This is a genomic window from Planctobacterium sp. AWM4_229 (assembly GCF_056160305.1).
The window spans coordinates 26959-48342 of sequence record NZ_JBSWWX010000013.1 but is presented as its reverse complement, the minus strand read 5'-3'; the positions used below and the strand labels follow the sequence as shown (position 1 = coordinate 48342).

21 protein-coding genes, 3 tRNA genes and 1 pseudogene are annotated in these 21384 nt (G+C 45.5%); 4 read left to right on the top strand and 21 right to left on the bottom strand.

Going from position 1 to position 21384, the window contains the following annotated elements; genetic code table 11:
• Window positions 1-15: 15 nt before the first annotated feature.
• The 5 genes from ACXAGP_RS21205 to pnp form a co-directional block, all read right to left on the bottom strand.
• Complete coding sequence (locus tag ACXAGP_RS21205; RefSeq protein ID WP_338293262.1) at window positions 16-474, bottom strand: acyl-CoA thioesterase; 459 nt, start codon at window positions 472-474, stop codon at window positions 16-18.
• A gap of 76 nt (window positions 475-550) precedes the next feature.
• Complete coding sequence (locus tag ACXAGP_RS21200) at window positions 551-1933, bottom strand: SEL1-like repeat protein (RefSeq protein ID WP_475263756.1); 1383 nt, start codon at window positions 1931-1933, stop codon at window positions 551-553.
• Window positions 1934-2007: 74 nt separating this feature from the next.
• Window positions 2008-2913 (bottom strand): lipoprotein NlpI, encoded by a 906-nt coding sequence (nlpI, locus tag ACXAGP_RS21195; protein ID WP_475263755.1) that lies wholly within the window; start codon window positions 2911-2913, stop codon window positions 2008-2010.
• 13 nt (window positions 2914-2926) lie between these two features.
• Window positions 2927-3226: a DUF1244 domain-containing protein gene (locus ACXAGP_RS21190; protein ID WP_475263753.1), complete on the bottom strand. Its 300-nt coding sequence runs from the start codon at window positions 3224-3226 to the stop codon at window positions 2927-2929.
• An 81-nt stretch (window positions 3227-3307) separates the two neighbouring features.
• On the bottom strand, window positions 3308-5440 hold the full coding sequence (pnp, locus tag ACXAGP_RS21185; protein WP_475263752.1) for a polyribonucleotide nucleotidyltransferase: 2133 nt from the start codon (window positions 5438-5440) through the stop codon (window positions 3308-3310).
• A gap of 275 nt (window positions 5441-5715) precedes the next feature.
• Between pnp and ACXAGP_RS21180 the strand changes: the two genes are divergently transcribed.
• Window positions 5716-6360 (top strand): endonuclease, encoded by a 645-nt coding sequence (locus ACXAGP_RS21180; RefSeq protein WP_475263750.1) that lies wholly within the window; start codon window positions 5716-5718, stop codon window positions 6358-6360.
• 211 nt (window positions 6361-6571) lie between these two features.
• Window positions 6572-6850: a helix-turn-helix transcriptional regulator gene (locus tag ACXAGP_RS21175; protein WP_475263748.1), complete on the top strand. Its 279-nt coding sequence runs from the start codon at window positions 6572-6574 to the stop codon at window positions 6848-6850.
• Window positions 6851-7033: 183 nt separating this feature from the next.
• Here the strand turns inward: ACXAGP_RS21175 and ACXAGP_RS21170 are convergent, their stop codons facing one another.
• The 3 genes from ACXAGP_RS21170 to nadA form a co-directional block, all read right to left on the bottom strand.
• The gene (locus tag ACXAGP_RS21170) at window positions 7034-8587 is read right to left on the bottom strand and encodes a metallophosphoesterase (RefSeq protein WP_475263746.1); all 1554 of its coding nucleotides are present in this window, start codon (window positions 8585-8587) and stop codon (window positions 7034-7036) included.
• Between the two features lie 1092 nt (window positions 8588-9679).
• Window positions 9680-9770: transfer RNA gene (locus tag ACXAGP_RS21165), tRNA-Ser, on the bottom strand.
• Window positions 9771-10041: 271 nt separating this feature from the next.
• On the bottom strand, window positions 10042-11076 hold the full coding sequence (gene nadA, locus ACXAGP_RS21160) for a quinolinate synthase NadA (RefSeq protein ID WP_338293281.1): 1035 nt from the start codon (window positions 11074-11076) through the stop codon (window positions 10042-10044).
• Window positions 11077-11365: 289 nt separating this feature from the next.
• Here nadA and ACXAGP_RS21155 point away from each other — a divergent pair, with 289 nt between their 5' ends.
• Together ACXAGP_RS21155 and ACXAGP_RS21150 are read left to right on the top strand one after the other, a co-directional pair.
• Window positions 11366-12082: a DUF4019 domain-containing protein gene (locus ACXAGP_RS21155; RefSeq protein ID WP_475263744.1), complete on the top strand. Its 717-nt coding sequence runs from the start codon at window positions 11366-11368 to the stop codon at window positions 12080-12082.
• A gap of 240 nt (window positions 12083-12322) precedes the next feature.
• A pseudogene (locus tag ACXAGP_RS21150) lies at window positions 12323-12445 on the top strand (transposase); the annotation flags it as partial.
• Between the two features lie 42 nt (window positions 12446-12487).
• Here ACXAGP_RS21150 and ACXAGP_RS21145 read toward each other — a convergent pair.
• The 13 genes from ACXAGP_RS21145 to nudB all read right to left on the bottom strand — a co-directional run bounded on the left by ACXAGP_RS21145 (window position 12488) and on the right by nudB (window position 21382).
• Window positions 12488-12563: transfer RNA gene (locus tag ACXAGP_RS21145), tRNA-Lys, on the bottom strand.
• 38 nt (window positions 12564-12601) lie between these two features.
• Window positions 12602-12677, bottom strand: a tRNA-Lys gene (locus ACXAGP_RS21140).
• Window positions 12678-12811: 134 nt separating this feature from the next.
• Window positions 12812-13552, bottom strand: coding sequence for a tol-pal system protein YbgF (gene ybgF, locus ACXAGP_RS21135; protein WP_475263743.1), 741 nt, complete (start codon window positions 13550-13552; stop codon window positions 12812-12814).
• An 8-nt stretch (window positions 13553-13560) separates the two neighbouring features.
• Entirely contained in the window at window positions 13561-14118 is a 558-nt protein-coding gene (gene pal / locus ACXAGP_RS21130; protein WP_475263741.1) for a peptidoglycan-associated lipoprotein Pal, read from the bottom strand.
• A 44-nt stretch (window positions 14119-14162) separates the two neighbouring features.
• Entirely contained in the window at window positions 14163-15485 is a 1323-nt protein-coding gene (tolB, locus tag ACXAGP_RS21125) for a Tol-Pal system beta propeller repeat protein TolB (protein ID WP_475263802.1), read from the bottom strand.
• A 79-nt stretch (window positions 15486-15564) separates the two neighbouring features.
• Window positions 15565-16437, bottom strand: a complete 873-nt coding sequence (gene tolA / locus ACXAGP_RS21120) for a cell envelope integrity protein TolA (protein WP_475263740.1) — start codon at window positions 16435-16437, stop codon at window positions 15565-15567.
• The gene (gene tolR / locus ACXAGP_RS21115; RefSeq protein ID WP_475263739.1) at window positions 16434-16862 is read right to left on the bottom strand and encodes a protein TolR; all 429 of its coding nucleotides are present in this window, start codon (window positions 16860-16862) and stop codon (window positions 16434-16436) included. Before tolR ends, tolA begins: the two co-directional genes overlap by 4 nt.
• 14 nt (window positions 16863-16876) lie before the next feature.
• Window positions 16877-17566 (bottom strand): protein TolQ, encoded by a 690-nt coding sequence (gene tolQ, locus ACXAGP_RS21110; protein WP_475263738.1) that lies wholly within the window; start codon window positions 17564-17566, stop codon window positions 16877-16879.
• A complete protein-coding gene (ybgC, locus tag ACXAGP_RS21105; protein WP_475263736.1) occupies window positions 17556-17954 on the bottom strand; it encodes a tol-pal system-associated acyl-CoA thioesterase in 399 nt (132 codons plus the stop codon). Before ybgC ends, tolQ begins: the two co-directional genes overlap by 11 nt.
• Before the next feature lie 683 nt (window positions 17955-18637).
• Window positions 18638-19654 carry a Holliday junction branch migration DNA helicase RuvB gene (gene ruvB, locus ACXAGP_RS21100; RefSeq protein WP_475263735.1) on the bottom strand — a complete coding sequence of 339 codons (1017 nt, stop codon included), beginning with the start codon at window positions 19652-19654 and terminating at the stop codon, window positions 18638-18640.
• A gap of 39 nt (window positions 19655-19693) precedes the next feature.
• Window positions 19694-20311, bottom strand: a complete 618-nt coding sequence (gene ruvA, locus ACXAGP_RS21095) for a Holliday junction branch migration protein RuvA (protein ID WP_475263734.1) — start codon at window positions 20309-20311, stop codon at window positions 19694-19696.
• Between the two features lie 66 nt (window positions 20312-20377).
• Window positions 20378-20899: a crossover junction endodeoxyribonuclease RuvC gene (ruvC, locus tag ACXAGP_RS21090; protein ID WP_475263733.1), complete on the bottom strand. Its 522-nt coding sequence runs from the start codon at window positions 20897-20899 to the stop codon at window positions 20378-20380.
• 39 nt (window positions 20900-20938) lie between these two features.
• Window positions 20939-21382 carry a dihydroneopterin triphosphate diphosphatase gene (nudB, locus tag ACXAGP_RS21085; RefSeq protein ID WP_475263732.1) on the bottom strand — a complete coding sequence of 148 codons (444 nt, stop codon included), beginning with the start codon at window positions 21380-21382 and terminating at the stop codon, window positions 20939-20941.
• Window positions 21383-21384: the final 2 nt, after the last annotated feature.

Below are 21384 nucleotides of genomic sequence, written 5' to 3'. Positions count from 1 at the left end.
CGATACTCTCACAAACTAAAGCTCTGCCTGAAGTCGTTGGGAAAACTCTTTAGCGTGAATGGCAAATTGCTCCAATAGTTTATCTTCCTCTGTAATCGGCTCCCAATGGTCCACCTCGACAGGCGCGCCATCATCATCCACCGCCACAAAAGAAATAATGCAAGTACAGGTTTCCTGTAAATTGAGCTCTTTGGGATCGCCTGCATTAACCGTGATAAAAATATGCATACTGGTTTTGCCGGTGTGTACCACTTTGGCATTCAGTACCACTTTCTGTCCCACCAGTATTGGCTTTTTGAAGCGTATCCCACCGACAGATACAGTAACACAGTAACTGCCACTCCATTGCGAAGCACAGGCGTAGCCCGCCTGGTCCAGCCACTTCATCACCATGCCGCCATGCACTTTGCCACCGAAATTTACATCAGTGGGCTCTGCCAGAAATCTAAAGTCTATTTCGCGCTTGTGTAACATCCGCCCTACTCTTTAACAAACTCTACTTCCAGTATTAGTTAGAAAGCGCCACAGAGCAATCAATCAAGGCAAAAACTTAACGCCAGTTATTATAACGCTGCCACCACTTTTGTGCGGCCGGCACATTGCCAATTTCTTCCAGAGACTGGGCGATATTGATCGCTGCAGGCCGGACGTGTTCTTTGGATAATAAGCGTTCCCGCCAGACGGATTTATAGATTGGAGGGATGTAGCCAGTGTCATGAAACTCCATAAAAGTCATTCTACCGGACAATTTATAGGCTTGGGCACTGTGATTTTTACAGGTATTGGCGCGCGACAAGGCAATATCTTGCTCAAAGCCTTGCCAATACTCGAGGTTTATCGATTCCGCAGTGCTTTCTTCGGGCACCACTATCAAGTTGGGGAACTCTCGCTGCCCATCACAATAATAATGAGCAAAATCCTCACTCAATGGGTATTCGTCAACAAAGCCCACAAAATGCGCCAACTCATGCACAAAAACCGAGTATTTGTCTGCCAGATCCAAATACATAACGCCATTAACCACATTGGCTTTGCCTTGCCTGGTAAACACGGTGAGATGGGTAAAGCTATCGGGCTCAAAGATATCATCCAGCACAAATAACGGACATTCGATGCGGTAATTGTTGCTTGCCCTATGCTGGCACTGAAATTCCGGCTGTTCCACCCACACAGGTGTATTCAGGCATATTGGTAGTGTGCTCAACTCCCTATCATCGTCAAAGCGCTGATAAAAATCATTTGCCTGTTTCATGCTATCAAGGGATGTGGCCACAAACTGCAGTTGCATGGCACATTGAGGGGCTTGTGTTGCATTGTTTTTTTGCTTCTGCCAATAGCGGGCAATCAAATTCAGATACTGCGTAGCCTCTTCACTACCCAGTGATTGGGCATGCTTGAAACTGTGTTTCGCCATTTCGCGCTTGCCCGTTCGCCACAGGTGTAACGCCAATGTTAGCGCGGCATTGCCATCTTGTTGAGCTACTTTACGCAACCAGGGCAAGGCTGACTTGTAATCCTCATGAAACCAATACCACTGATACAAGGCTTGCTGTGCCGGGAAGTAATCAAGTTGGGCCGCCTGCTCCAGGAAGTACACTTTAGAGTCGGGGGAATTATCGTGGATACCCAACTCAAACAACGCCTCCAGATGGTGTTTTTCTGCAGCGGCAATTAGGTGTCGGCGCTTTTGAGCCGGACTTTGCGTTTGCATGGCAAGATAATAGTGGGCTTGGGCAAAGCCTTTATCTGCCAACATCTGCATCCAGTGCAGATGTTGTTGCGACTCAGCTAACTTGTGTAAACGTTGTGCAGCCGCTGCAGAGCCACGCTCCGTAGCAGCAAACAGATGAATTTCAGGCGCAATGGATTGCTCCGCCCAAGCTTCTAGCCTGGGTACATAGCCACAACTAGACGCCTGTAATAGCGAACACATTAAAAAGGCTAAAACCAGATAAGCTTTAGCCTTGAGGAGTATTATTAACCTGGCGATAGCGCGTTTATCTCATATCAATTTACGTCTTGGTCACGAAGCAAGTTCAATTCCAATCGAGCGTAGCGATGTTCAACATATTGGTACACATTGGTACTCAATGTTAGCTTAAAATAATTTGAAGCCTTGCCGAATCTGTCATGTGCCGAATGATATTTGCCCAAATAAAAATAGGCTTCACACAATCTATCAGTGAGTTGCTCTTGCGAAGTCACGCCATTGACCAGCACTGACAACAGCTGGTTTTCGCTGATCTCTCCCAGATAAAAATCGACAATTTGCGTCGCCCAGTTTTCGTTGCTTAACTGGGCCCGTGCCTGACGCAGTTTTTCTTGTGCTTGCAACTCGTTCAGTTCACTGGCAATGATGTATTGCCATAAAGCTCGATAAGGATCGCGAGTATCTTTTTCATAGAAACGAGTTAAGTCATCAATGGCTAATTCCGGACGACCACCGTAATACAAGGCAATACCGCGATTGAGCAATGCAAAATCATGATCAGGTTGAATCTCCAGGGTGGAGTCAAACGCATCATAAGCTTGTAGAAAGTCGCCGTTTTGAGTGTAGTGAATCCCCATAAAATTATGGGCTTCGGCCATGTCAGGTTTAAACTTCAGGGCACTGTCAAAATCGTATTGCGCAAGACCTCGCAAACCCACACTGTCGTACAAAGTACCGCGCTGATAAAGTAACTCCGCCTTTTGCTCGTCGGTGATCTGCTCAACTTCTGCCAGTACCTGATTTAATCTGGCCAGCGCCATCTGGCTTCTGTAACTGGCAGGGGCAGGCTCAGCCAACAACAAATTACCCATTTGTTTGCGCGACTCACCATTATCCACCACGGTATTATTGGCGGCACAGCCACTGAGTAAAGAAAGTGCTAACAGCACACTCACTTTTATAGATGAAAGCTTACATTTCATTAATTGTGGAATCTCACCCTTTTTTGTTTTGTCGCGCTTCAAACGCGGCCATCTGCTCTGGTGTCGCTGGAAGTTGATGTTTATCTTTCCATTCGGAATACGGCATCCCGTAAACAATTTCCCTGGCTTGCTCATAGTCCAGCTCTACGCCCTCTTCTGCTGAGGCTTTAACATACCATTTTGACAGGCAATTTCGACAAAAATCAGCCAGAATCATTAAATCAATATTCTGAACTTCTTTATGATTGTCCAGATGTTGCAGTAATTGTCTGAAGACCTTGGATTCGATCTTATCTTGCGTTGCTTTATCCATTTGGAAAAATCCGTGTATTAATACAATACAAACAAAAATGGGAGCGTTAGCTCCCATTTCAAGTCAGGTTGTAAGCTTTATTTACTCAGCGTCTGATTCTTCAGCAGCTGGCTTAGCTTCTTCAGCCTGTGGCTTTTCAATCAGCTCTTTGATGCTAAGACGTACGCGGTTCTGACGATCAATCTCCATCACCTTAACGTCTACCATCTGACCTTCACTCAGGTAATCAGCAACTTTGTTCACTCTTTCGTGAGCGATTTGTGAAATGTGTACCAGACCTTCTTTACCAGGCAACACCTCAACAAAGGCACCAAAGTCAACGATGCGCGTTACTTTACCGTTGTATACTTTACCTACTTCGATATCAGCAGTAATCGCTTCAATGCGAGCGATGGCTTTTTCAGCCTTAGCTAATTCAGTAGCGAAGATCTTGATAGAACCATCATCTTCGATTTCGATATTACACTCAGATTCTTCGGTGATCTGGCGAATAGTCGCACCGCCTTTACCGATAACGTCGCGGATCTTGTCCTGGTCAATCTTCAGAGTATAGATGCGTGGTGCAAATTCAGACATTTCGGTTCTGTGACCACCGATAGCCTCGTCCATTACACCCAAGATGTGCAATCTGGCTTCTTTAGCTTGCTTAAGCGCAATCTGCATGATTTCTTGCGTGATACCTTCAATCTTGATATCCATCTGCAATGCAGTAATACCGTTAGACGTACCCGCTACTTTAAAGTCCATGTCGCCCAAGTGATCTTCATCACCCAAGATGTCAGACAGAACCACGAAGTTGTCATCACCTTTTACCAGCCCCATTGCAATACCAGCAACCGAAGCTTTAATCGGTACACCCGCGTCCATCAATGCCAATGAAGTACCACATACAGACGCCATAGAAGAAGAACCGTTAGACTCAGTAATTTCTGAAACAACACGAACTACATACGGGAAGTCTTCAGCACTTGGCATAACCGCTTGGATACCACGCTTAGCAAGACGACCGTGACCAATTTCACGACGCTTAGGCGAACCCACCATACCTGTTTCACCAACACAGTAAGGAGGGAAGTTATAGTGCAACATAAAGCGGCTGTTAGTTACGCCACTTAACTCATCAATCATTTGCGCATCGCGCTCAGTACCTAAGGTAGCTGCAACGATAGCCTGTGTTTCACCACGAGTGAACAAGGCAGAACCGTGAGTTCTAGGTAAGATGCCCGTTGATACGTCAAGAGCACGGATCATTTGCGGATCACGGCCATCGATACGCGGCTCACCTGCAAGGATGCGCGAGCGAACAACATCACTTTCAAGTTCGTGCAGTAAATCACGTACTTCTTTTTCTTCCAGTTCTTCATCAGCTTCTAACAAGGCTGTAGCCGCTTTGTCAGTTGCCGCATCAACTGCCGCTTTACGCTCAAGCTTGTCAGATATCTGATAAGCCGCTTCCATTTCTGCACCAGCAGCTGCTTTGATTTTGTCTTTAAGGTCGGTATTTTCTACCGGAGGCTGCCAATCCCATGCAGGTGTATTAACTTCTGCTGCAAATTCGTTTACCGCATTAACAACAGCTTGCATCTCCTGGTGACCGTACATTACCGCACCCAGCATCACTTCTTCAGACAGAATGTCTGCTTCAGATTCTACCATCAGTACAGCGTTCGACGTACCAGCGACAACCAGGTCAAGTTGACTGTTTTCTTGCTCAGAAGCTAGCGTGTTCAATACGTATTGATTGTCTTGATAACCAACACGAGCAGCACCTAGTGGACCATTAAATGGGATACCAGAAATAGCTAACGCAGCAGATGTACCAATCAACGAGATGATATCGGTAGGGATTTCCGGGTTTGCAGAAACCACGGTAATGATAACTTGTACTTCGTTTTTAAAACCGTCCGGGAACAGAGGACGAATAGGACGGTCGATTAAGCGAGCAGTAAGGGTTTCGTTTTCAGAAGGTCTTCCCTCACGCTTGAAAAAGCCACCAGGGATTTTACCAGCGGCATACGTTTTTTCCTGATAGTTTACTGTTAATGGGAAAAAATCCTGATCAGGTTTCGCATCTTTTTTACCTACAACAGTTACTAAAACTGCCGTGTCATCCATGCTAGCCATAACTGCTGCAGTGGCCTGACGAGCAATAACACCCGTTTCCAGTGTTACTGTATGTTTTCCATATTGGAAGGTCTTTGTAATAGGAGTCACAATGTATCCTTTATTTTCTTACTTTTACTTTCATTTTGCGGCGCACAGTATAGCTAGTGTTGTGCATTAAAAACAGTCAAAAAACCGATCAAACGCCTTTTTTATTTGACATTTGCTTTCACGTATTTGTAACAAAGCTCAAATGAACTCCACAACCAGCGCTAAACACACCGCTGTGCTGTGCAGATCACTTTCGAAAATAGGCTTGGCCTGTTACGATTTAACGACAATTAGCGGCTTAGAAGCGCAAACTTTTATCTAAAGCACTGTATATTATGTTTAGAACTCTTTTTTTGCTCATTCTCATCCTTTTTCCAGTGTTTAGCTCTGCCAACCTGGCCAAATACGTTCATATCAGAGAAACTGTTTTCTGGCAGCAGCTTTATAATGAGAAATATCACACCTTATACTGCGCCATTCACAAAACCGGACAACAAAATTCGGTGGTAACGCATGCCTACCCACTCTCCTGGATGGCCAATGCCATGGAGTGCTCTTCTGAAGCGCAATGCAATTACGCACGTTACAAAGATGCCGCTGCCGATCTTCACAACCTATGGCCCGTCGAAGAAAAAATTCTGGCCATGCGCAAACATTACGTCTTTTTTGATGGTGACGAATCTCAGGGAAAAAAGAGTGATTGTAACTTTGTAACTTACCCCAGAGGCGTGGAGCCGAGAGATTACGCTAAAGGCGAAATCGCCCGTTCCATGCTTTACATGATGTGGCGCTATCGCATGCCAGACTATGAGCAACTGCCACTCATGATGCAGTGGCATAAAACCTATCCAGTCAACAGCGAAGAACGCTGGCGCAATGAAAAAATCAAAGCCATCCAGGGCAATGAAAATCCTTTCATAAACAAACCTGAATACGCTGATAGCTTTTTTGGGCCAGCGCTTAAATCACGCGAAAAATGAATTATTATTCACTGGTAATACCAGAATCAAAAATGAACCAAGAACCACCTCAGTTACATTTAAGTAATTGACTAATAAGAATAATTATCGTTCAATTAACCTCAACTCTCGTGGATAAATATCCATATATTCAAAATATTTTTGTCCACACTCATGACTGAGTGTCATTTCAATATTGATGCGTTCACAAGACAAGACAGGAAAGCGGTTCATGGAAGCAAGCAATTTCAACACTGGTATTTTAAAGACGCTGAGAAAAGAAGCTGGCTTGTACCAAAAGGATCTTGCTCAGCAGTTAGGTGTAAGCCGTGAAACGGTATTGCATATTGAAAAAGGTAAGCCCGCAAGCGTACGTTCTCTCGAACTTTCACTGCTACAACGCTGGTTCCAGGTTTGCAGTGAAAAAGCCTCCCCTCTAACAAAAAAGCACTTTGCTTTAGAGATCTGCGAATACTTCAGCATTGTCTCGGAACTTGAATTAGAGCTGTAATTTTGCTTACTGCAGGTAATGCAGCGTCACCAGCCATTCTCAACTAGCAACAACTATTTAGCCAGCACCATTAAGTCGGCTACTGCGCGATTCTTCAGCTTTTCCTGTCACCTGACAGGCGATAAAAATCGCGCACAATACCATTAAAGGTATTTCTAAAATCAGAAAACCGATTGCCTTTGCTTAAGGCTCCACTGAAATGCCTTTCCCCAGTTCGCAGACACCCGATCCGAGATTTTGTTGGCTGTTACAGGTTGCGATCGTCTCAGGGATATCAGGATTAAGCAACTCACTCTGCCACGAGCCATCCGCTGCCACAGACACCGACATGTATCCAAAAGACGGATATTGCGAACCATTGAGCGTCAGGCTGTCTGAGGTGCTAAGCACCAACGCTTTTTCACCATCAACCTCTGTCGTATTGGCGCCATAAGGTGCCCCGGAAGACAAGCTTACACCACTGGAACCCACCACTATATTAGGCGCTCTATTACTGCCGGGAAAACTAACACTTTCAAAGCGATGCATGTGACCAGTAAAAATCAATTCCACCGCAGAAGGCAAGCTTTTTGACTTCATTTGATTCAGGGCAGCCTGCATCATCTGATTAATACAGCTAAAGTCATTTTTGCTGGTACAGGGTGCCGAATTCGATCCCGGGCCTTCAACTCCGTATATCGGACGATGGGTCATCAACCAGGCGGGATTTCCGCCAACGGCATTCTCAAGTTCGCTGAATACTTTTTTGTACTTTTTGGTAAATGGAGATTGACTGGAATTGTCACAAGCATTGGCAGAATCAATTACCGCGATATCCAGATGCTCAAAACTCACTACGTAATTGGGAATTTGCACCGTATTGTGTTCAGCGTCTTTTCCGGCGTCAGGGATGGGGCAACTTAATTGTTTACTGCCCGTCAGGCGGGTGTTGTGATCTAAAAAATAAAAATAGCCCGGCCCTGCCCGACTGCACAATTCATGATTACCCCGCGCCACAATCCACGGCGCGCTTGCCATCAAGCTATCGGCCGGTAAAAACAAATCGTCCTGCCAGTTTTCCCAGATATCAGGGCGATTTGAATTGCTGGCCGACTGACTCAGGAATGGTTGCCCGGGCACCTGACCACAATGTTCACCCAAAGATTCACCATCGCCAGCATCATAGGTATATTCCTCAGATTGCTGCCACTTGCCGTCCTGATAATCGGAGAAGAAGGTTTTTCCAGACGTGCCGCGATAGTTGTAATCGCCCATGTGCAAGACCAAGTCAGCTTTTTTTGAAGCGCCGGCATCGGCGAGGGTTTTAAAGGGTTCAGCCGCAGTACCCGCGGCGCAATGGCTGCAGCCAGTATCACCGTATACCAGAATGTTTTCCGGGTTGGATTTGGCCATTGGCAATACCACAGCGCCGGAAGCAAAGTTAATTTGGTAGCTTTTATCAAACTCAATCAAAGCTTCGCACACTAACACACTGAAATGATTGGGATTGTCTCGGGAAATCATTGTGATATCAGACCCACCTCCCACTTGTGATACTGTCGGACAGGTTTGATTGGTATCGATTACCGTGCGTGCGATAGCAATATTATCACCAGAAGCCCCCTCCCCTAAAATCACATAACTGCCATAACTGGTGTCGGTTGCTGAGGCATGGATAGATGCCAAAGCAGCTAAAAGCAGCGCGATTGCCGAAATAAATCGGGGTTTAAAATGATGTCGAAGTGAGTTGTTGTGCATGGAGTTCCCTTGCTGTTTTGTTTCAACAAGGTATAGCAGCAGATCGGTGCAAGAGCGAAGTTTTTTTCACGGGTGATAGTTTTATGTTTTCAGCCCTAAGCCATCTATTTCAGTAAGTGATTGTCATAAATGAGGGGCTTTGCACGCCAGGTGCCAATACTTCAACTTTTGATATTATTTTGCCGGGGCGCCGGCAGCGCCTCAAGGAATGCTGCCTGCGGCACTCCTTGAGAATCCTCCGCAGCCCTTGACACGCAAAGCGTAACCGTCGCATTCAGCACAACAATGACCATCAATGACAGCACTTCCCTGTGCTGGCATTGATTGAGGTATCTTCCCTGATACCTCTCATTGTTGTTTCATCTGAATACTTAGCTTACTGCGTGTAAAGGGAACCCCGAATAGCACTTCGAACTAAACAAAGTGCAGATTTTCAGAAGCTATCTGCAAGGTAGTGTTGAACTGTGAAAAAACTCTTTTTTGTAAAGAACAAATCAAAACAGCCGAAGGCTGGCTTGCGCAGCAAGTGGACCACAGGAGTGTGGGACATAAAATTGTTCCAGACGATTTTGTACTCGGGCTATCCCTGCCCTCGCCTTTCAGGCCATCGTCGTTCCTCCGATGTTCTGGATTGTTCCCTACAATCCAGTCGAACCGAAGGGTTCTCACCACATACTCTCTCACCGCCATATACGAAAAAACCCGCATTGGGGGTATTCAGGCTTTTGAGTTGTTTTCATTACCGTACCCGGGATTACGGAATTAAAACCACTAATAAACTACATTGGGAACATGCAGGCAGCGAGAGGGATTGTAAAATACTTCCCTGTATTTGATTTACAGGGATGTAAAGAATGCAGATTTTGCAGGAGCAAAAACCTGCGGTCGCTTCGCGACCATCGCAAGCGATGTCCACCAAGATTTGTAGGAACAAATCAGAACAGCCGAAGGCTGGCTTGCGAAGCAAGTGGACCACAGGGATGTGGGACATAAAATCGTTCCAGACGATTTTGTCGAACCGAAGGCTTCTCACCACATACTCTCTCACCGCCATATACTAAAAAACCCGCATTACGCGGGTTTTTTAGTATATGGCGGTGAGAGAGGGATTCGAACCCTCGTTAGGGGTTAACCTAAACACACTTTCCAGGCGTGCGCCTTCAGCCAGCTCAGCCATCTCACCTATTAACTTGTTCTATTTGACGTTTAAACTTCAGTGTAATCTAAACGTCGGCGCACTACTCGTGCGCGTTACTCCGGCATCCTGCCTCCGCCCTTCGGGCCATGCTTCGCATGGTCTAATTTGTTCCAGACAAATTAGTCAGCCATCTCACCTATTAACTTTTACTCTGGAGGGGTGTCCCCTCAAACAGGTCGCGTATATTAGGGTTTTCGTATTGGCGAATCAAGCCCTAATCTGCAATTAATTGCCTAACTGAGTAATTGCTCGTCAATTAAGCCATATTGGCTTTAAAATTCAGCATTCTGTTTAGTGGGATCAAGGCTTTTTCGCGCAACGCCTCATCCACAAAAATTTCGTGACCAGAAGTATCGGTTAACGCATTCTCGATCGCACCTAAGCCATTCATCGCCATCCACGGGCAATGTGCACAGCTTCTGCAGGTGGCACCGTTGCCGCCCGTGGGCGCTTCGATAAAGGTTTTTCCTGGAGCCAGTTGCTGCATTTTGTAAAAAATGCCTTTGTCGGTGGCGACGATCAACTGCTGATTAGGTAATTCTTGTGCCGCTTTGATCAGTTGTGACGTAGAACCAACTGCGTCCGCCATCTCAACTACACTGGCAGGTGATTCAGGGTGTACCAAAATCGCCGCATCAGGATAAACCTTTTTCATATCTAACAAGGCTTTAGCTGAGAACTCATCGTGAACGATACACTCCCCTTGCCACATCAGCATATCTGCACCGGTTTGCTTGGCAATATAATTACCCAGGTGACGATCAGGTCCCCAAAGGATTTTTTCACCTTGGCTGTCCAGGTGCTCAACAACTTCCAGGGCAATACTGGAGGTGACCACCCAATCTGCTCGTGCTTTAACAGCAGCAGAAGTATTGGCGTAAACCACAACGGTTCTGTCAGGATGTGCCGAACAAAACTCATCGAATTCTTTAATGGGACAACCCAAGTCCAATGAGCAGGTAGCGTCTAACGTTGGCATCAGAACAGTTTTTTCCGGGCTCAATATTTTAGCGGTTTCGCCCATGAATTTAACGCCTGCCACGATTAGTGTGTCTTGCTCTGCATTTTTACCAAATCGCGCCATTTCCAGTGAGTCAGAGATGAAACCACCGCTTTCCTCTGCCAACGCCTGGATTTCAGGATCAGTGTAATAATGCGCAATCAACACCGCATTCTTCTCTTTCAGCAAAGACTTGATGCGTTGCTTGTACTCTTGCTGCTGCACCGCAGTTAATACAGGGGGCTTCACAGGAAAAGAATAATCGATATCAATTTTGGCTGGTTGGTTCATGCAACCCTAAACTCACTTAATCAAAAATTGGGCGCGAAATTATACTTTAACAAAGAAATAATTAAAGTTAATTCTGTCTAATAAAACAGCAGTAACGGTATTAAAGATCAAAAAAGCGGCCATACGGATGCCCCAATCGAATTACATCAATAATAAAACTCGCATTCAAACTCTCAAAAACTAGCTTGCACAGCAGCTATGGCGTAACCTGACGTAAAAGTGACGTAGACAACAACAGCCTGATTAATAAGACTTCTGTTTTAATAACCAAGAGGGCTGAAAGATGGATATGAAAATAAACGCAAGCAAAATTGTAAACTATCGCAAAGAAAAAGCCTGGAGCCAGCAACACCTGGCCGATGTTTCAGGGTTAAGCTTGCGCACTGTACAACGCATTGAAAATAATGGCTCTGGCTCACCAGACTCAATCAAAGCAATTGCGATGGCGTTTGGGCTTATTCCCGGCGATCTAATGGAGTCGGTACCAGAGATTGCTCCCTCCCCTATATCCGTTATTAAACGCAAAAAAGCATTAATCGCCGTTACCTGTATGTTAGCGAGTTTAGTATTGATTGCACCGCTTACCCTACTTTCCGAAACTGGCACAACCGCAACAAGCGATGAAACGAGCACTCTTGAACTGCAAGATGACAGTAATTCAACAGAAAAAGCCATAATTCAGCAACATGCCCTGAATTGGCTTAGCCTGATTGATAATGGTGATTATGTTGCCGGTTGGCAAGTAGCTGACGCTTTAGTTCACAGTCAGGTAACAGCACAACAATGGCAAGAAGCGGTTAGTCAGGCACGCAGTGTTTTCGGAAAGAACAAACAGCGCAGCATACAATCTCTAGATGTCATGACCCAATTACCCGGTTTACCTGACGGCGAGTATGCGATGCTGGTTTTTAATTCCAAATTTGAAAACAAAGCCAACTCCATTGAGACCCTGCCCATGAGTAAGGCAAGTGGAGAGTGGAAACCCATAGGTTATTTTATCCGATAAGTCTTTCTGGTCTTTCATTATTTCCCCTCTCCTTCCTGGACCTGAAAACAGCATATTGTCTTTCGGGTTCGCGCTCGTCTATTTTTGCTCCCTGCAAAATAGACATTCACGCCATCCATGGCGCTCGTCTAATTTTGCTCCCGGCAAAATTAGACATTCACACCATCCATGGCGCTCAAGCAAGATCCACAACTCTTGTTATTAATGAGAGTAGATGATGAATGCTGATCCCCCGTTTATGGGGTAGAGCCCAAAATGGAAATGATATCCAGACGCGCTTATGGCTTCAGAAATTTTGAAAATTATCGAATAAGAGTAATGACCCATTGTGGATGGGATGGAATAATAAATAGAACTAGATGAATGCTGATCCCCCGTTTATGGGGTAGAGCCATGATGTATAAGTGGTGGGTCGTGCTGGATTCGAACCAGCGACCAATTGATTAAAAGTCAACTGCTCTACCAACTGAGCTAACGACCCACATATCAGATTGTATTAGATAGATTTTTTAGAAGAAGTGGTGGGTCGTGCTGGATTCGAACCAGCGACCAATTGATTAAAAGTCAACTGCTCTACCAACTGAGCTAACGACCCTTTTCTTCTGTGCCTCTCGGCGACGGACGCGTATAATACTTAAATCTTGGCGAGGTGCAAGGATAAATTACACAAATATTGCAGAAATAGGATCGAACGATGAATATCTCCACAATTCGACCATATTTACAGCACTAATTAGCGCCTTCTCTTATATTTTTTAAACGCGTTTCAGCCAATCGTTTTTCCGAGGCATTCGGATATTCAGCAATGACCTGCTCAAATAATTGTGTTGCTTTGGCAATATTAGAGCGCTTTTGCGCAATTACGCCCAACTTCAATATTGAATCAGCACGTTTGCCTGAATCAGGGTAGAACTTAACCACCTGTTCAAAGTGCTGCTCAGCAGCGCCCCAATCACGTTTATTAAATAATAACTGCCCTAACCAGTAATGTGCATTGGGTGCATATTCTGACTGTGGGTAGCTCTTTAAGAACGCCCGAAACTCTGGAATGGCTTCATCGTACTTCTTCTCTTTGAGAATAAGATTTACAGCACCATCGTACATCTCTGACTCTAGCTGAGTTTCGTTAACCACAGGCTCGGACACATCAACTGAAGAAACGGGGGCTTGAGCCAGAGATTCAACACGACGGTCAATCTCCAGATAAAGCTCGCGTTGCCGTTGCAGTATTTGTTCGAGCTTATGGGTATGAAGTTCAACGGCACCACGTAGCTCATTCACTTCCAACTGCATTTCATCCAGTTGAATTTGAATCACTTGCTGTGCATCGTTTCGTGCGGAGATTGTGCGCTCCAGGATCGTTAAACGTTCCATCAAGCTTTTGGAATTGAGGTTTTCAACTGGTGCTTGAGCTACTGCAGAAGCCCCCCACAGCACCAGTGAACAACAAACTAACTTGTTTAATTTCATTGGTTAGCTTAGTTGTATACCAAAACCGCTCTACGGTTTAGTTTGAAAGCGCGCTCAGTGTCACCCATCGCTACTGGCTTTTCTTCACCGTAGGAAACTACAGAGATTTGAGAAGCACTTACACCGGCGTTTTGCATGAAGGTTTCAACTGACTTAGCACGACGCTCACCCAAGGCGATGTTGTACTCTGGTGTACCGCGCTTGTCGCAGTGACCTTCGATAGTTACACGCTGTGACGGGTTGTTGCGTAAAAACTCTGCATGCTCATTTAACAAGCTGTAGAATTCGCTGTTTACACTTGAACGGTCAAAATCAAAGTACACAACTTGATTGCGCATCAAGGCTTCTTTTTGCTCCTGACGAATCTCTTCAGGTGACTTCTCTTTAACTACAGTGCCGACTTCAACACCAGAGTTTTCAGAACCGCTAGTAGAAGAGCTGGCACTGGAGTTAGACGCGTTACGTGCAGCTTCAGCGTCTGATGAACTTGGGCTGGATGAACAAGCCATAAGTGTGACGACTGGTAGAGCGATGAACACCCCTTTGATTATTTTATTTAGTTGCATCCTCTTGATCCTTATAATTTATGAATCTCATTTAAAAATCTTCGTTACAGTAGAAAGGGAGACCAACTGGGAGATTTCACCTCACCCTCTGCTGCAGGTAATCTTGCTTTAAAACGACCATCCAACGACACCAATGACAACACTTGTTGGCCTTGATGTAATGTACTGTAGATAATCATAGCTCCATTTGGTGCAATGCTCGGCGACTCATCCAGATAAGTCTTCGTTAATACTTGCATTGTACTGGTTTTAAAATCTTGTCGGGCAATATGATAGTTACCTTGAGTGCGGTTTACCATAACCATGTCCGCTCCGTCTGGAGTGACAGTTCCACCCAAGTTCATTTCGCCCTGAAAAGTTAACCTACGAACTTTACCAGATGCTAAATTTACGCGATAAATCTGAGGTTTACCACCCCGTTCTGATGTAAATATGATGCTTTTTCCATCCGGAGTCCAACTTGGTTCTGTATCTATATACCTGTTTCGGGTCAAACGACGGGTTTCTCTACTTGCAATATCCAAAAGATAAATTTCAGTATTGCCGTCTTTAGATAAAACCATGGCGATTTGGCGACCATCTGGTGAAAACACTGGTGAGCCATTAATACCATCAAAATCAGTCAGACGAGTTCTGCTGCGATTGTAGATGTCCTGCATGAAAATTTGCGGACGACGATTCTCAAAACTGACATAAACCAGTTTGTTACCATCAGGAGACCAGGAAGGCGACATCAACGGTTCTGGAGACTTCAACAAAATGCTCTCGTTTTCACCGTCATAATCGGCAACAACTAGTTGAAATGGGGTTTTATTACCCTCTTTGCGGTTCACCGTAACATAGGCAATTCGAGTTCTGAATGCCCCCTTGATGCCGGTTAACTCTTCATAGATGACATCACTAATGTAATGGGCATGGCGACGAAACTTATTGCCATCCACCACAATCTGTCGCGAGTCCAGTATATGGTCTCTGGAATCAACCAGTTTGCCTGCACTGAGTACGCGGGCGTTTCCACCGGTGATCTGTCCACGGATCACGTCGATTAGCTCAAAGCTAACAAGGTAACGATCTAAGGAATAAGGCTCTACCGTGCCAACCAGGATCACCTCAACGCCTTTTGATGCCCAAGCGGTGTAATCCACTTCGCTATCAGCCGTTGGCATTTGTGGCATATCTGCCTGGGATAGCGGATTGAATTTTCCGCTGCGCATTAAATCGGCAGAAATTACATCGGCTAACGTACCGGGCATAATGCCATCGCCCTTCCATTTAAATGGCACTATTCCCACGGGTCTCGCTGAATCTATGCCTTCGGTGATAACTATCTCTAAAGCACTGTATGCCTTGCCTGTCACCGCTAACATCGCCAGCAATAAAATTAAATTCAATTTATTTACCAGTGTCTTATGAAAACTCATTATCTTTCCAGTCACTTGCACACCATCATGGTTTTAACGTTAAATTAATTTCTTTCATTTCAGCAAACACCTCCGGATCAGATGACACAGGTAATGTATCTGACTTTAGCACCGCAGAATGGGCAGACCGGCAAACATTAGCATCGCCTTCCAGGGTAGTCACTTGAGTCACCAAACCATTGGATGCCAGGCGAATATTGAGTCGACAAGACTTGCCCTTCATAGACGGATCCACAATCCAGTTGCGCTTGATGGTTTGCTCAATCAATGCCGTATATTTACCAATCTCCGACATGACCTGTCTTTGTCGTCTGGCATTTCGAGCCGCTTGTTCAGTCTTCAATTGTTCTTCTAATATGCGCTCTTGTTCTGCCTTTTCAAGCGCTTCCTGTGCTTTTCGTTCAGCTTCCTCTCTGGCCTTTTGTTCGGCTTCCTTGCGTTTTTTTTCTGCCTCAGCTTTTTTGCGCTCAGCTTCTTTGCGCTCGCGTTCTTTGCGTTCCCGCTCAGCTTTTTCGCGTTTGGCTTTTTCTGCGGCTTCCCGCTTTTTGCGCTCAGCTTCAGCAGCTACTCGCTTTTGTTCTTCCTGCTTGCGCTTGCGCGCCTCGGCTGCTGCTTGTTCAGCACGGCGTACTTCTTCTTCCCGCTCGCGGATCCGTCGTTGTTGTTCTTCTTTCTTACGTCGCTCGGCTTCTAGCTTTTGTTGCTTTTCTTGTTCTATTTTTTGTAATTGTTGATTAATCTCCGCGGCATCCACAACCACGGCATTTATGGGTTGAGCTGTATTATTAGATTCAGGTAGCTGAGGGGTGGGTGAAAAGTGCACACTCACCACCAACACCGTGCCCAGGACAAGGTGTAAAACAAAAGATTTACCTACGGGATGCAGCAACCAGTTCATGCTTCAGGCATATCAGTCATTAATCCAACCGACGGTGCACCAGCTCGTTGTAGCAACACCATAAGTTGCACTACATTATTGTAAGGTACATTGCCGTCACCTTTAACCACCACCGGGGTATCGGGCTCTTTTTGCAGATGCTTAGCCACCAACACTGCCAAATCCTCTGCTGATAAAGGATCTTTCTGGGTGTCTCCCACATTGAGATAGTATTTACCCTCAGCATCCACAGAAGCAATAAGCGGCGGTTTGCTGTCCTCTTTTAAAGGCTCGGCTTCTGCTTTGGGCAGATCCACTTTAACGCCTTGAGTAACCAGTGGCGCTGTCACCATAAAAATGATCAGCAACACCAACATCACATCAATGTAGGGAACGACGTTAATCTCAGAAACGGGACGTCGGCGCTTTCTCACATAAACAACCATAAGGAGACTCCCGGTTATTGCCCGTCTTTACTGTTTGCCAGCGCTTGTCTGTGCAGAATACTGGAAAACTCTTCCATGAAATTGGCGTAGTTATTCTCTAACTTCTCAACTTGATGGCTGAAACGGTTGTAAGCTATCACCGCAGGAATGGCAGCAAACAAGCCCATTGCGGTGGCAATAAGCGCCTCAGCAATACCTGGCGCTACCATGGCCAGTGTCGCCTGGTGTTGACCACCTAATGCGATGAAGGAATTCATGATACCCCACACCGTTCCAAACAGGCCGATATAGGGGCTGATGGAACCTGCCGTTGCGAGGAATGGCAGATGGCTTTCAAGGCTGTCCACTTCGCGAGATAGTGATACCCGCATGGCGCGATGGGTACCGTCCATAATGGCGTCTGGATGAGTGGTAGAGCTTTTACTCAACCTGACAAATTCCTTGAATCCGGCACAGAACAAGCTGGCCAAGCCGCCAATTGATTGCCTGGCAGATAATTCTTGATAGAGTCTATTCAAGTCAGCCCCAGACCAGAAGCGGTCTTCAAATTTCTTAATTTCTTTGCTGGCTTGTGATAGCGCTTTATTGCGTTGAAAAATAAATGCCCATGAAACAACGGATATGATGAGTAGCGCCAGCATTACCAGTTGCACAAGAATACTGGCCTGCCAAAACAGGTCGAAAAAGGATAGCTCAGACGACACGAGTAAGTTCCCCTAATATTGATTTCGGTATAGCCAGAGGTCGCATCTTTTCTAAATCGACACAAGCTACCCGGATTAACGCACTGGCCAACTTATTATTGCTTTGATTGTGTATATCCTGCTGGAATACCAAGCTGGCTCGTTTTAATTCTACAATTTGGCTGGAAATACACAACAAATCATTAAATTTGCCGGGCTGTAGATTTTCAATTTCCACCTTTCTGACCACAAAACCGATAGATTGTTGCAATAAATCTGTCTGTTCAATACCGAGACTTCTCAGCCACTCCGTTCTGGCTCGCTCCATAAATTTGAGATAGTTAGCGTAATAAACAATTCCGCCCGCGTCAGTATCTTCGTAATACACCCTGACTTGCCATTTATGCATATTGCGTCTCTGACTATTTTTGTCATTAAGATTTGGCTGTAAGATAACACAGTTGTGAAAGGCTTGATTCAGTTTAAATTCATTTATCGGTGTCTTTTACTTTTAAAGGGTTAAAGGCAATCATTGCAAATGCCACCCAATAACCTGAATTTCAACATTAAAGCATTGAAATTGTTATACATATTAAAATTCCAAAGCAATTAGCCTTAGCTTCAATGGCCAAAACAAGTCCTTAATAATTAAATTTTTTGAAACAAATAACAAATAACTCAGCCACTTCCACAAACCTCACCATTAAAACAGGTAGCAAGACATTAATTCATGAGTGGACAAGCACCACAAAACATCGCAAGCCATTGTATTTAAAGGGTAATTATTATTTTTTGCGTATATTTAATACAACACTAAAGAATATTAACGAATGATTAACATTAGTTTATCTAATGCGAATGATGAATTTATTTCAGTTGAAGCATTGCTGGATCACTGTACAATGCACACAACTTCAGAGAGGCAGGTAACTGTTTAATTTGCACAGCAGTTCTTCAACTTGATTCTCATGGATATGTTCCTTGGATTTATTTTCCTTCAACACTTGTTGTTTTCGCCCGCTTAACTTTTAAGCGGGCATTTTTCTTTCTGTGTCCCTGAAAATTTCTCATCTGCTACAGCAGAAATATCCGTTAATTTGATTCGGGATTTTCGTAACTCAAGCCAAAATGACTAAAGGTGCGTTGAGTCGCAATGCGGCCTCTGGGTGTGCGCTGTAAAAATCCTTGCTGGATCAAAAAGGGCTCAATCACGTCTTCGATAGTATCTTTAGCTTCACCGATGGCTGCCGCCAGATTGTCCAAACCCACGGGCCCGCCGGCAAACTTTTCCAGAATGGCTGAAAGCAGCTTTCTATCCATATAATCAAAGCCCTCTGCATCCACATGCAGCATATCCAGCGCTTTTGCGGCAATGCTTTTATCCACAACACCAGAGCCTTTAACATCAGCGTAATCCCGTACGCGGCGCAACAGTCGATTAGCTATTCTCGGGGTACCGCGAGATCTGGCAGCGATCTCAAACGCCCCAGGCTCGTCCAGCTCCATATTTAAATAGCGCGCTGATCGGGCAATGATACTGGCTAAATCTTTAACATTATAAAATTCGAGGCGCTGAACAATGCCAAAGCGGTCTCTAAGTGGAGAAGTTAAGGAGCCGGCTCTTGTGGTGGCGCCAATCAAGGTAAAAGGCGGCAAATCAAGTTTAATGGAGCGCGCCGCAGGTCCTTCACCAATCATAATATCCAGCTGATAATCTTCCATCGCTGGATAGAGCACCTCTTCCACCACCGGGCTCAAACGATGTATCTCATCAATAAACAATACATCGTGTGCTTCCAGATTGGTTAACATAGCCGCCAGATCGCCCGCTTTTTCTAACACCGGACCGGATGTGGTTTTAATATTAACCTCAAGTTCATTGGCCACTATATTGGCCAGCGTGGTCTTTCCAAGGCCGGGCGGTCCAAAAATAAGTAGGTGATCTAATGCGTCCTGGCGTTGTCTGGCCGCCTGAATGAAAATTTCCATCTGATCACAGACGTGATCTTGTCCGGTGTAATCTGCCAGTAATTTGGGCCGTATGGCTCTATCGACTGCCTCCTCTTCATTTTTTACGTCAGAGGAGATAATACGGTCGGCTTCTATCATGTGACTATCTCAAAAATAAAATCGGGCTCAAAAATAAAATCAGGCAACGCTTTTCAGCGCGTCGCGAATAAGCTCTTCTGCCGAAGCCTCTTCGGTAAAGACAGTTTTTAGCATTTTATCTGCCTGGGGCGGTTTGTAGCCTAGCGCTAACAATGCACTCAACGCTTCATCACGAGCACTGCCAATCGCGGTTGATGGCGCGAGCTCTCCAATATCCAACGGTGTAACCGCCATAGCTTCAACATTGCCAAACACCGTTTTTAAGCGGTCCTTCATTTCCACCAATAAGCGTTCTGCCGTCTTTTTACCGACGCCAGGAAGCTTGACCAACGAGGAAACATCCCCCTGATTAACCACCTGAGCAAATTGTCCGGCGGTCATACCCGACATAATAGTCAGTGCCATTTTTGGCCCTACGCCATTGGCCTTGATGAGTTCCCGGAACAGCGCTCGCTCCTGCCGGTCGGCAAAGCCAAATAACAACTGGGCATCTTCCCGCACCACAAAGTGGGTATACACCACCACTTCGGCACCAAGCTCGGGTAACTGGTATAAGCTGGTCATGGGCATCTGTATTTCGTACCCCACCCCAGATACGTCGATCAATACTTCAGGCGGGAGTTTTTCCACTAATGTGCCACGAATACGGCCTATCATGCTCTACCTCTTTCTTAGTTATTATTATAACGAACTGTTTTTTTATACAGTATCAGTGCAGCACGCTTAGCGCAAGCGTCCTCGTACGGTTTTAGAGGCTTGCCCGGCTAGTTTAATAAGGTTTTGCTGGGTGTGGAGATGACAAAGTGCCACTGCCAAGGCATCAGCGGCATCTGACTGAGGTTTTTTATTGAGGTTCAGTAAATGCATCACCATGTGTTGCACCTGGGCTTTTTCAGCACTGCCTTTGCCCACCACTGATTGTTTTATTTGTCTGGCAGAATACTCTGCCACAGGCAAACTCTTTTGCGTTGCAGCGACAATTGCCGCGCCTCGCGCCTGGCCGAGTTTTAGCGCTGAATCGGGGTTTTTCGCCATAAACACTTGTTCAATGGCAAATTGCACCGGTTGGTACTGTTCAATGACTTGCGTCACGCCGGCAAAGATTTGCTCTAATCTCTCAGCCAGCCCCTCCCCTTGCACTCTAATGCAACCACTACCGAGATAACGAGTTTTATTGGCACTTTGCTCAATAATGCCAAATCCAGTCACTCGAGAGCCTGGATCTATCCCTAAAATGATAGCCAAAACGAGCCTCGTTTCAGGTTACTTTGCTTGAGATAAAAGTTACGGGGACACATTTGAGAAATGGTTTTCTATGGCTTCTTTATTGCTTTGTGACCAAACTTTTTTCTGCGCTTCAGCTGGGCTCAACCAACAATGGGTAATGTGTTCAGTGAGGACGATGGGCTTGGCACTGTCCACGCAAACCGTAAATACATATTCTGTATTGGTGAACTCACCTGGGGGGTATTTGTGACGCCATTGGGGGCGGATCTCAAATTGATTAATAACTCGAGTATCCACAAGCTCATAACCACAGCCAATGATATCAATCCCCGTCTCTTCCTGGACTTCTCTCGCCGCGGTTTCTATGGGCAACTCTTCCAGTTCTATGGTTCCGGTCACCGATTGCCAAAAGTCGGGATCATCCTTGCGCTGTAGCACCAGAACCCGATCTTGTGGATCATAGATCAGCACTAAAACGGATTCTGGTCGCTTGTATCCCATAG

Bases quoted from the DNA above. Each gene is read 5' to 3' on its own strand.
- ruvB (WP_475263735.1), bottom strand. From the start codon at position 19,654: ATGATAGAAGCCGACCGTATTATCTCCTCTGACGTAAAAAATGAAGAG.
- nadA (WP_338293281.1), bottom strand. From the start codon at position 11,076: ATGAACCAACCAGCCAAAATTGATATCGATTATTCTTTTCCTGTGAAG.
- ACXAGP_RS21170 (WP_475263746.1), bottom strand. From the start codon at position 8,587: ATGCACAACAACTCACTTCGACATCATTTTAAACCCCGATTTATTTCG.
- pal (WP_475263741.1), bottom strand. From the start codon at position 14,118: ATGCAACTAAATAAAATAATCAAAGGGGTGTTCATCGCTCTACCAGTC.
- tolB (WP_475263802.1), bottom strand. From the start codon at position 15,485: ATGTTAGCGGTGACAGGCAAGGCATACAGTGCTTTAGAGATAGTTATC.
- ACXAGP_RS21175 (WP_475263748.1), top strand. From the start codon at position 6,572: ATGGAAGCAAGCAATTTCAACACTGGTATTTTAAAGACGCTGAGAAAA.
- tolR (WP_475263739.1), bottom strand. From the start codon at position 16,862: ATGGTTGTTTATGTGAGAAAGCGCCGACGTCCCGTTTCTGAGATTAAC.
- tolA (WP_475263740.1), bottom strand. From the start codon at position 16,437: ATGAACTGGTTGCTGCATCCCGTAGGTAAATCTTTTGTTTTACACCTT.
- nudB (WP_475263732.1), bottom strand. From the start codon at position 21,382: ATGGGATACAAGCGACCAGAATCCGTTTTAGTGCTGATCTATGATCCA.
- nlpI (WP_475263755.1), bottom strand. From the start codon at position 2,913: ATGAAATGTAAGCTTTCATCTATAAAAGTGAGTGTGCTGTTAGCACTT.
- ACXAGP_RS21180 (WP_475263750.1), top strand. From the start codon at position 5,716: ATGTTTAGAACTCTTTTTTTGCTCATTCTCATCCTTTTTCCAGTGTTT.
- ACXAGP_RS21200 (WP_475263756.1), bottom strand. From the start codon at position 1,933: ATGTGTTCGCTATTACAGGCGTCTAGTTGTGGCTATGTACCCAGGCTA.
- ACXAGP_RS21155 (WP_475263744.1), top strand. From the start codon at position 11,366: ATGAAAATAAACGCAAGCAAAATTGTAAACTATCGCAAAGAAAAAGCC.
- ruvA (WP_475263734.1), bottom strand. From the start codon at position 20,311: ATGATAGGCCGTATTCGTGGCACATTAGTGGAAAAACTCCCGCCTGAA.
- ybgF (WP_475263743.1), bottom strand. From the start codon at position 13,552: ATGAAATTAAACAAGTTAGTTTGTTGTTCACTGGTGCTGTGGGGGGCT.
- ybgC (WP_475263736.1), bottom strand. From the start codon at position 17,954: ATGCATAAATGGCAAGTCAGGGTGTATTACGAAGATACTGACGCGGGC.
- ACXAGP_RS21205 (WP_338293262.1), bottom strand. From the start codon at position 474: ATGTTACACAAGCGCGAAATAGACTTTAGATTTCTGGCAGAGCCCACT.
- ACXAGP_RS21190 (WP_475263753.1), bottom strand. From the start codon at position 3,226: ATGGATAAAGCAACGCAAGATAAGATCGAATCCAAGGTCTTCAGACAA.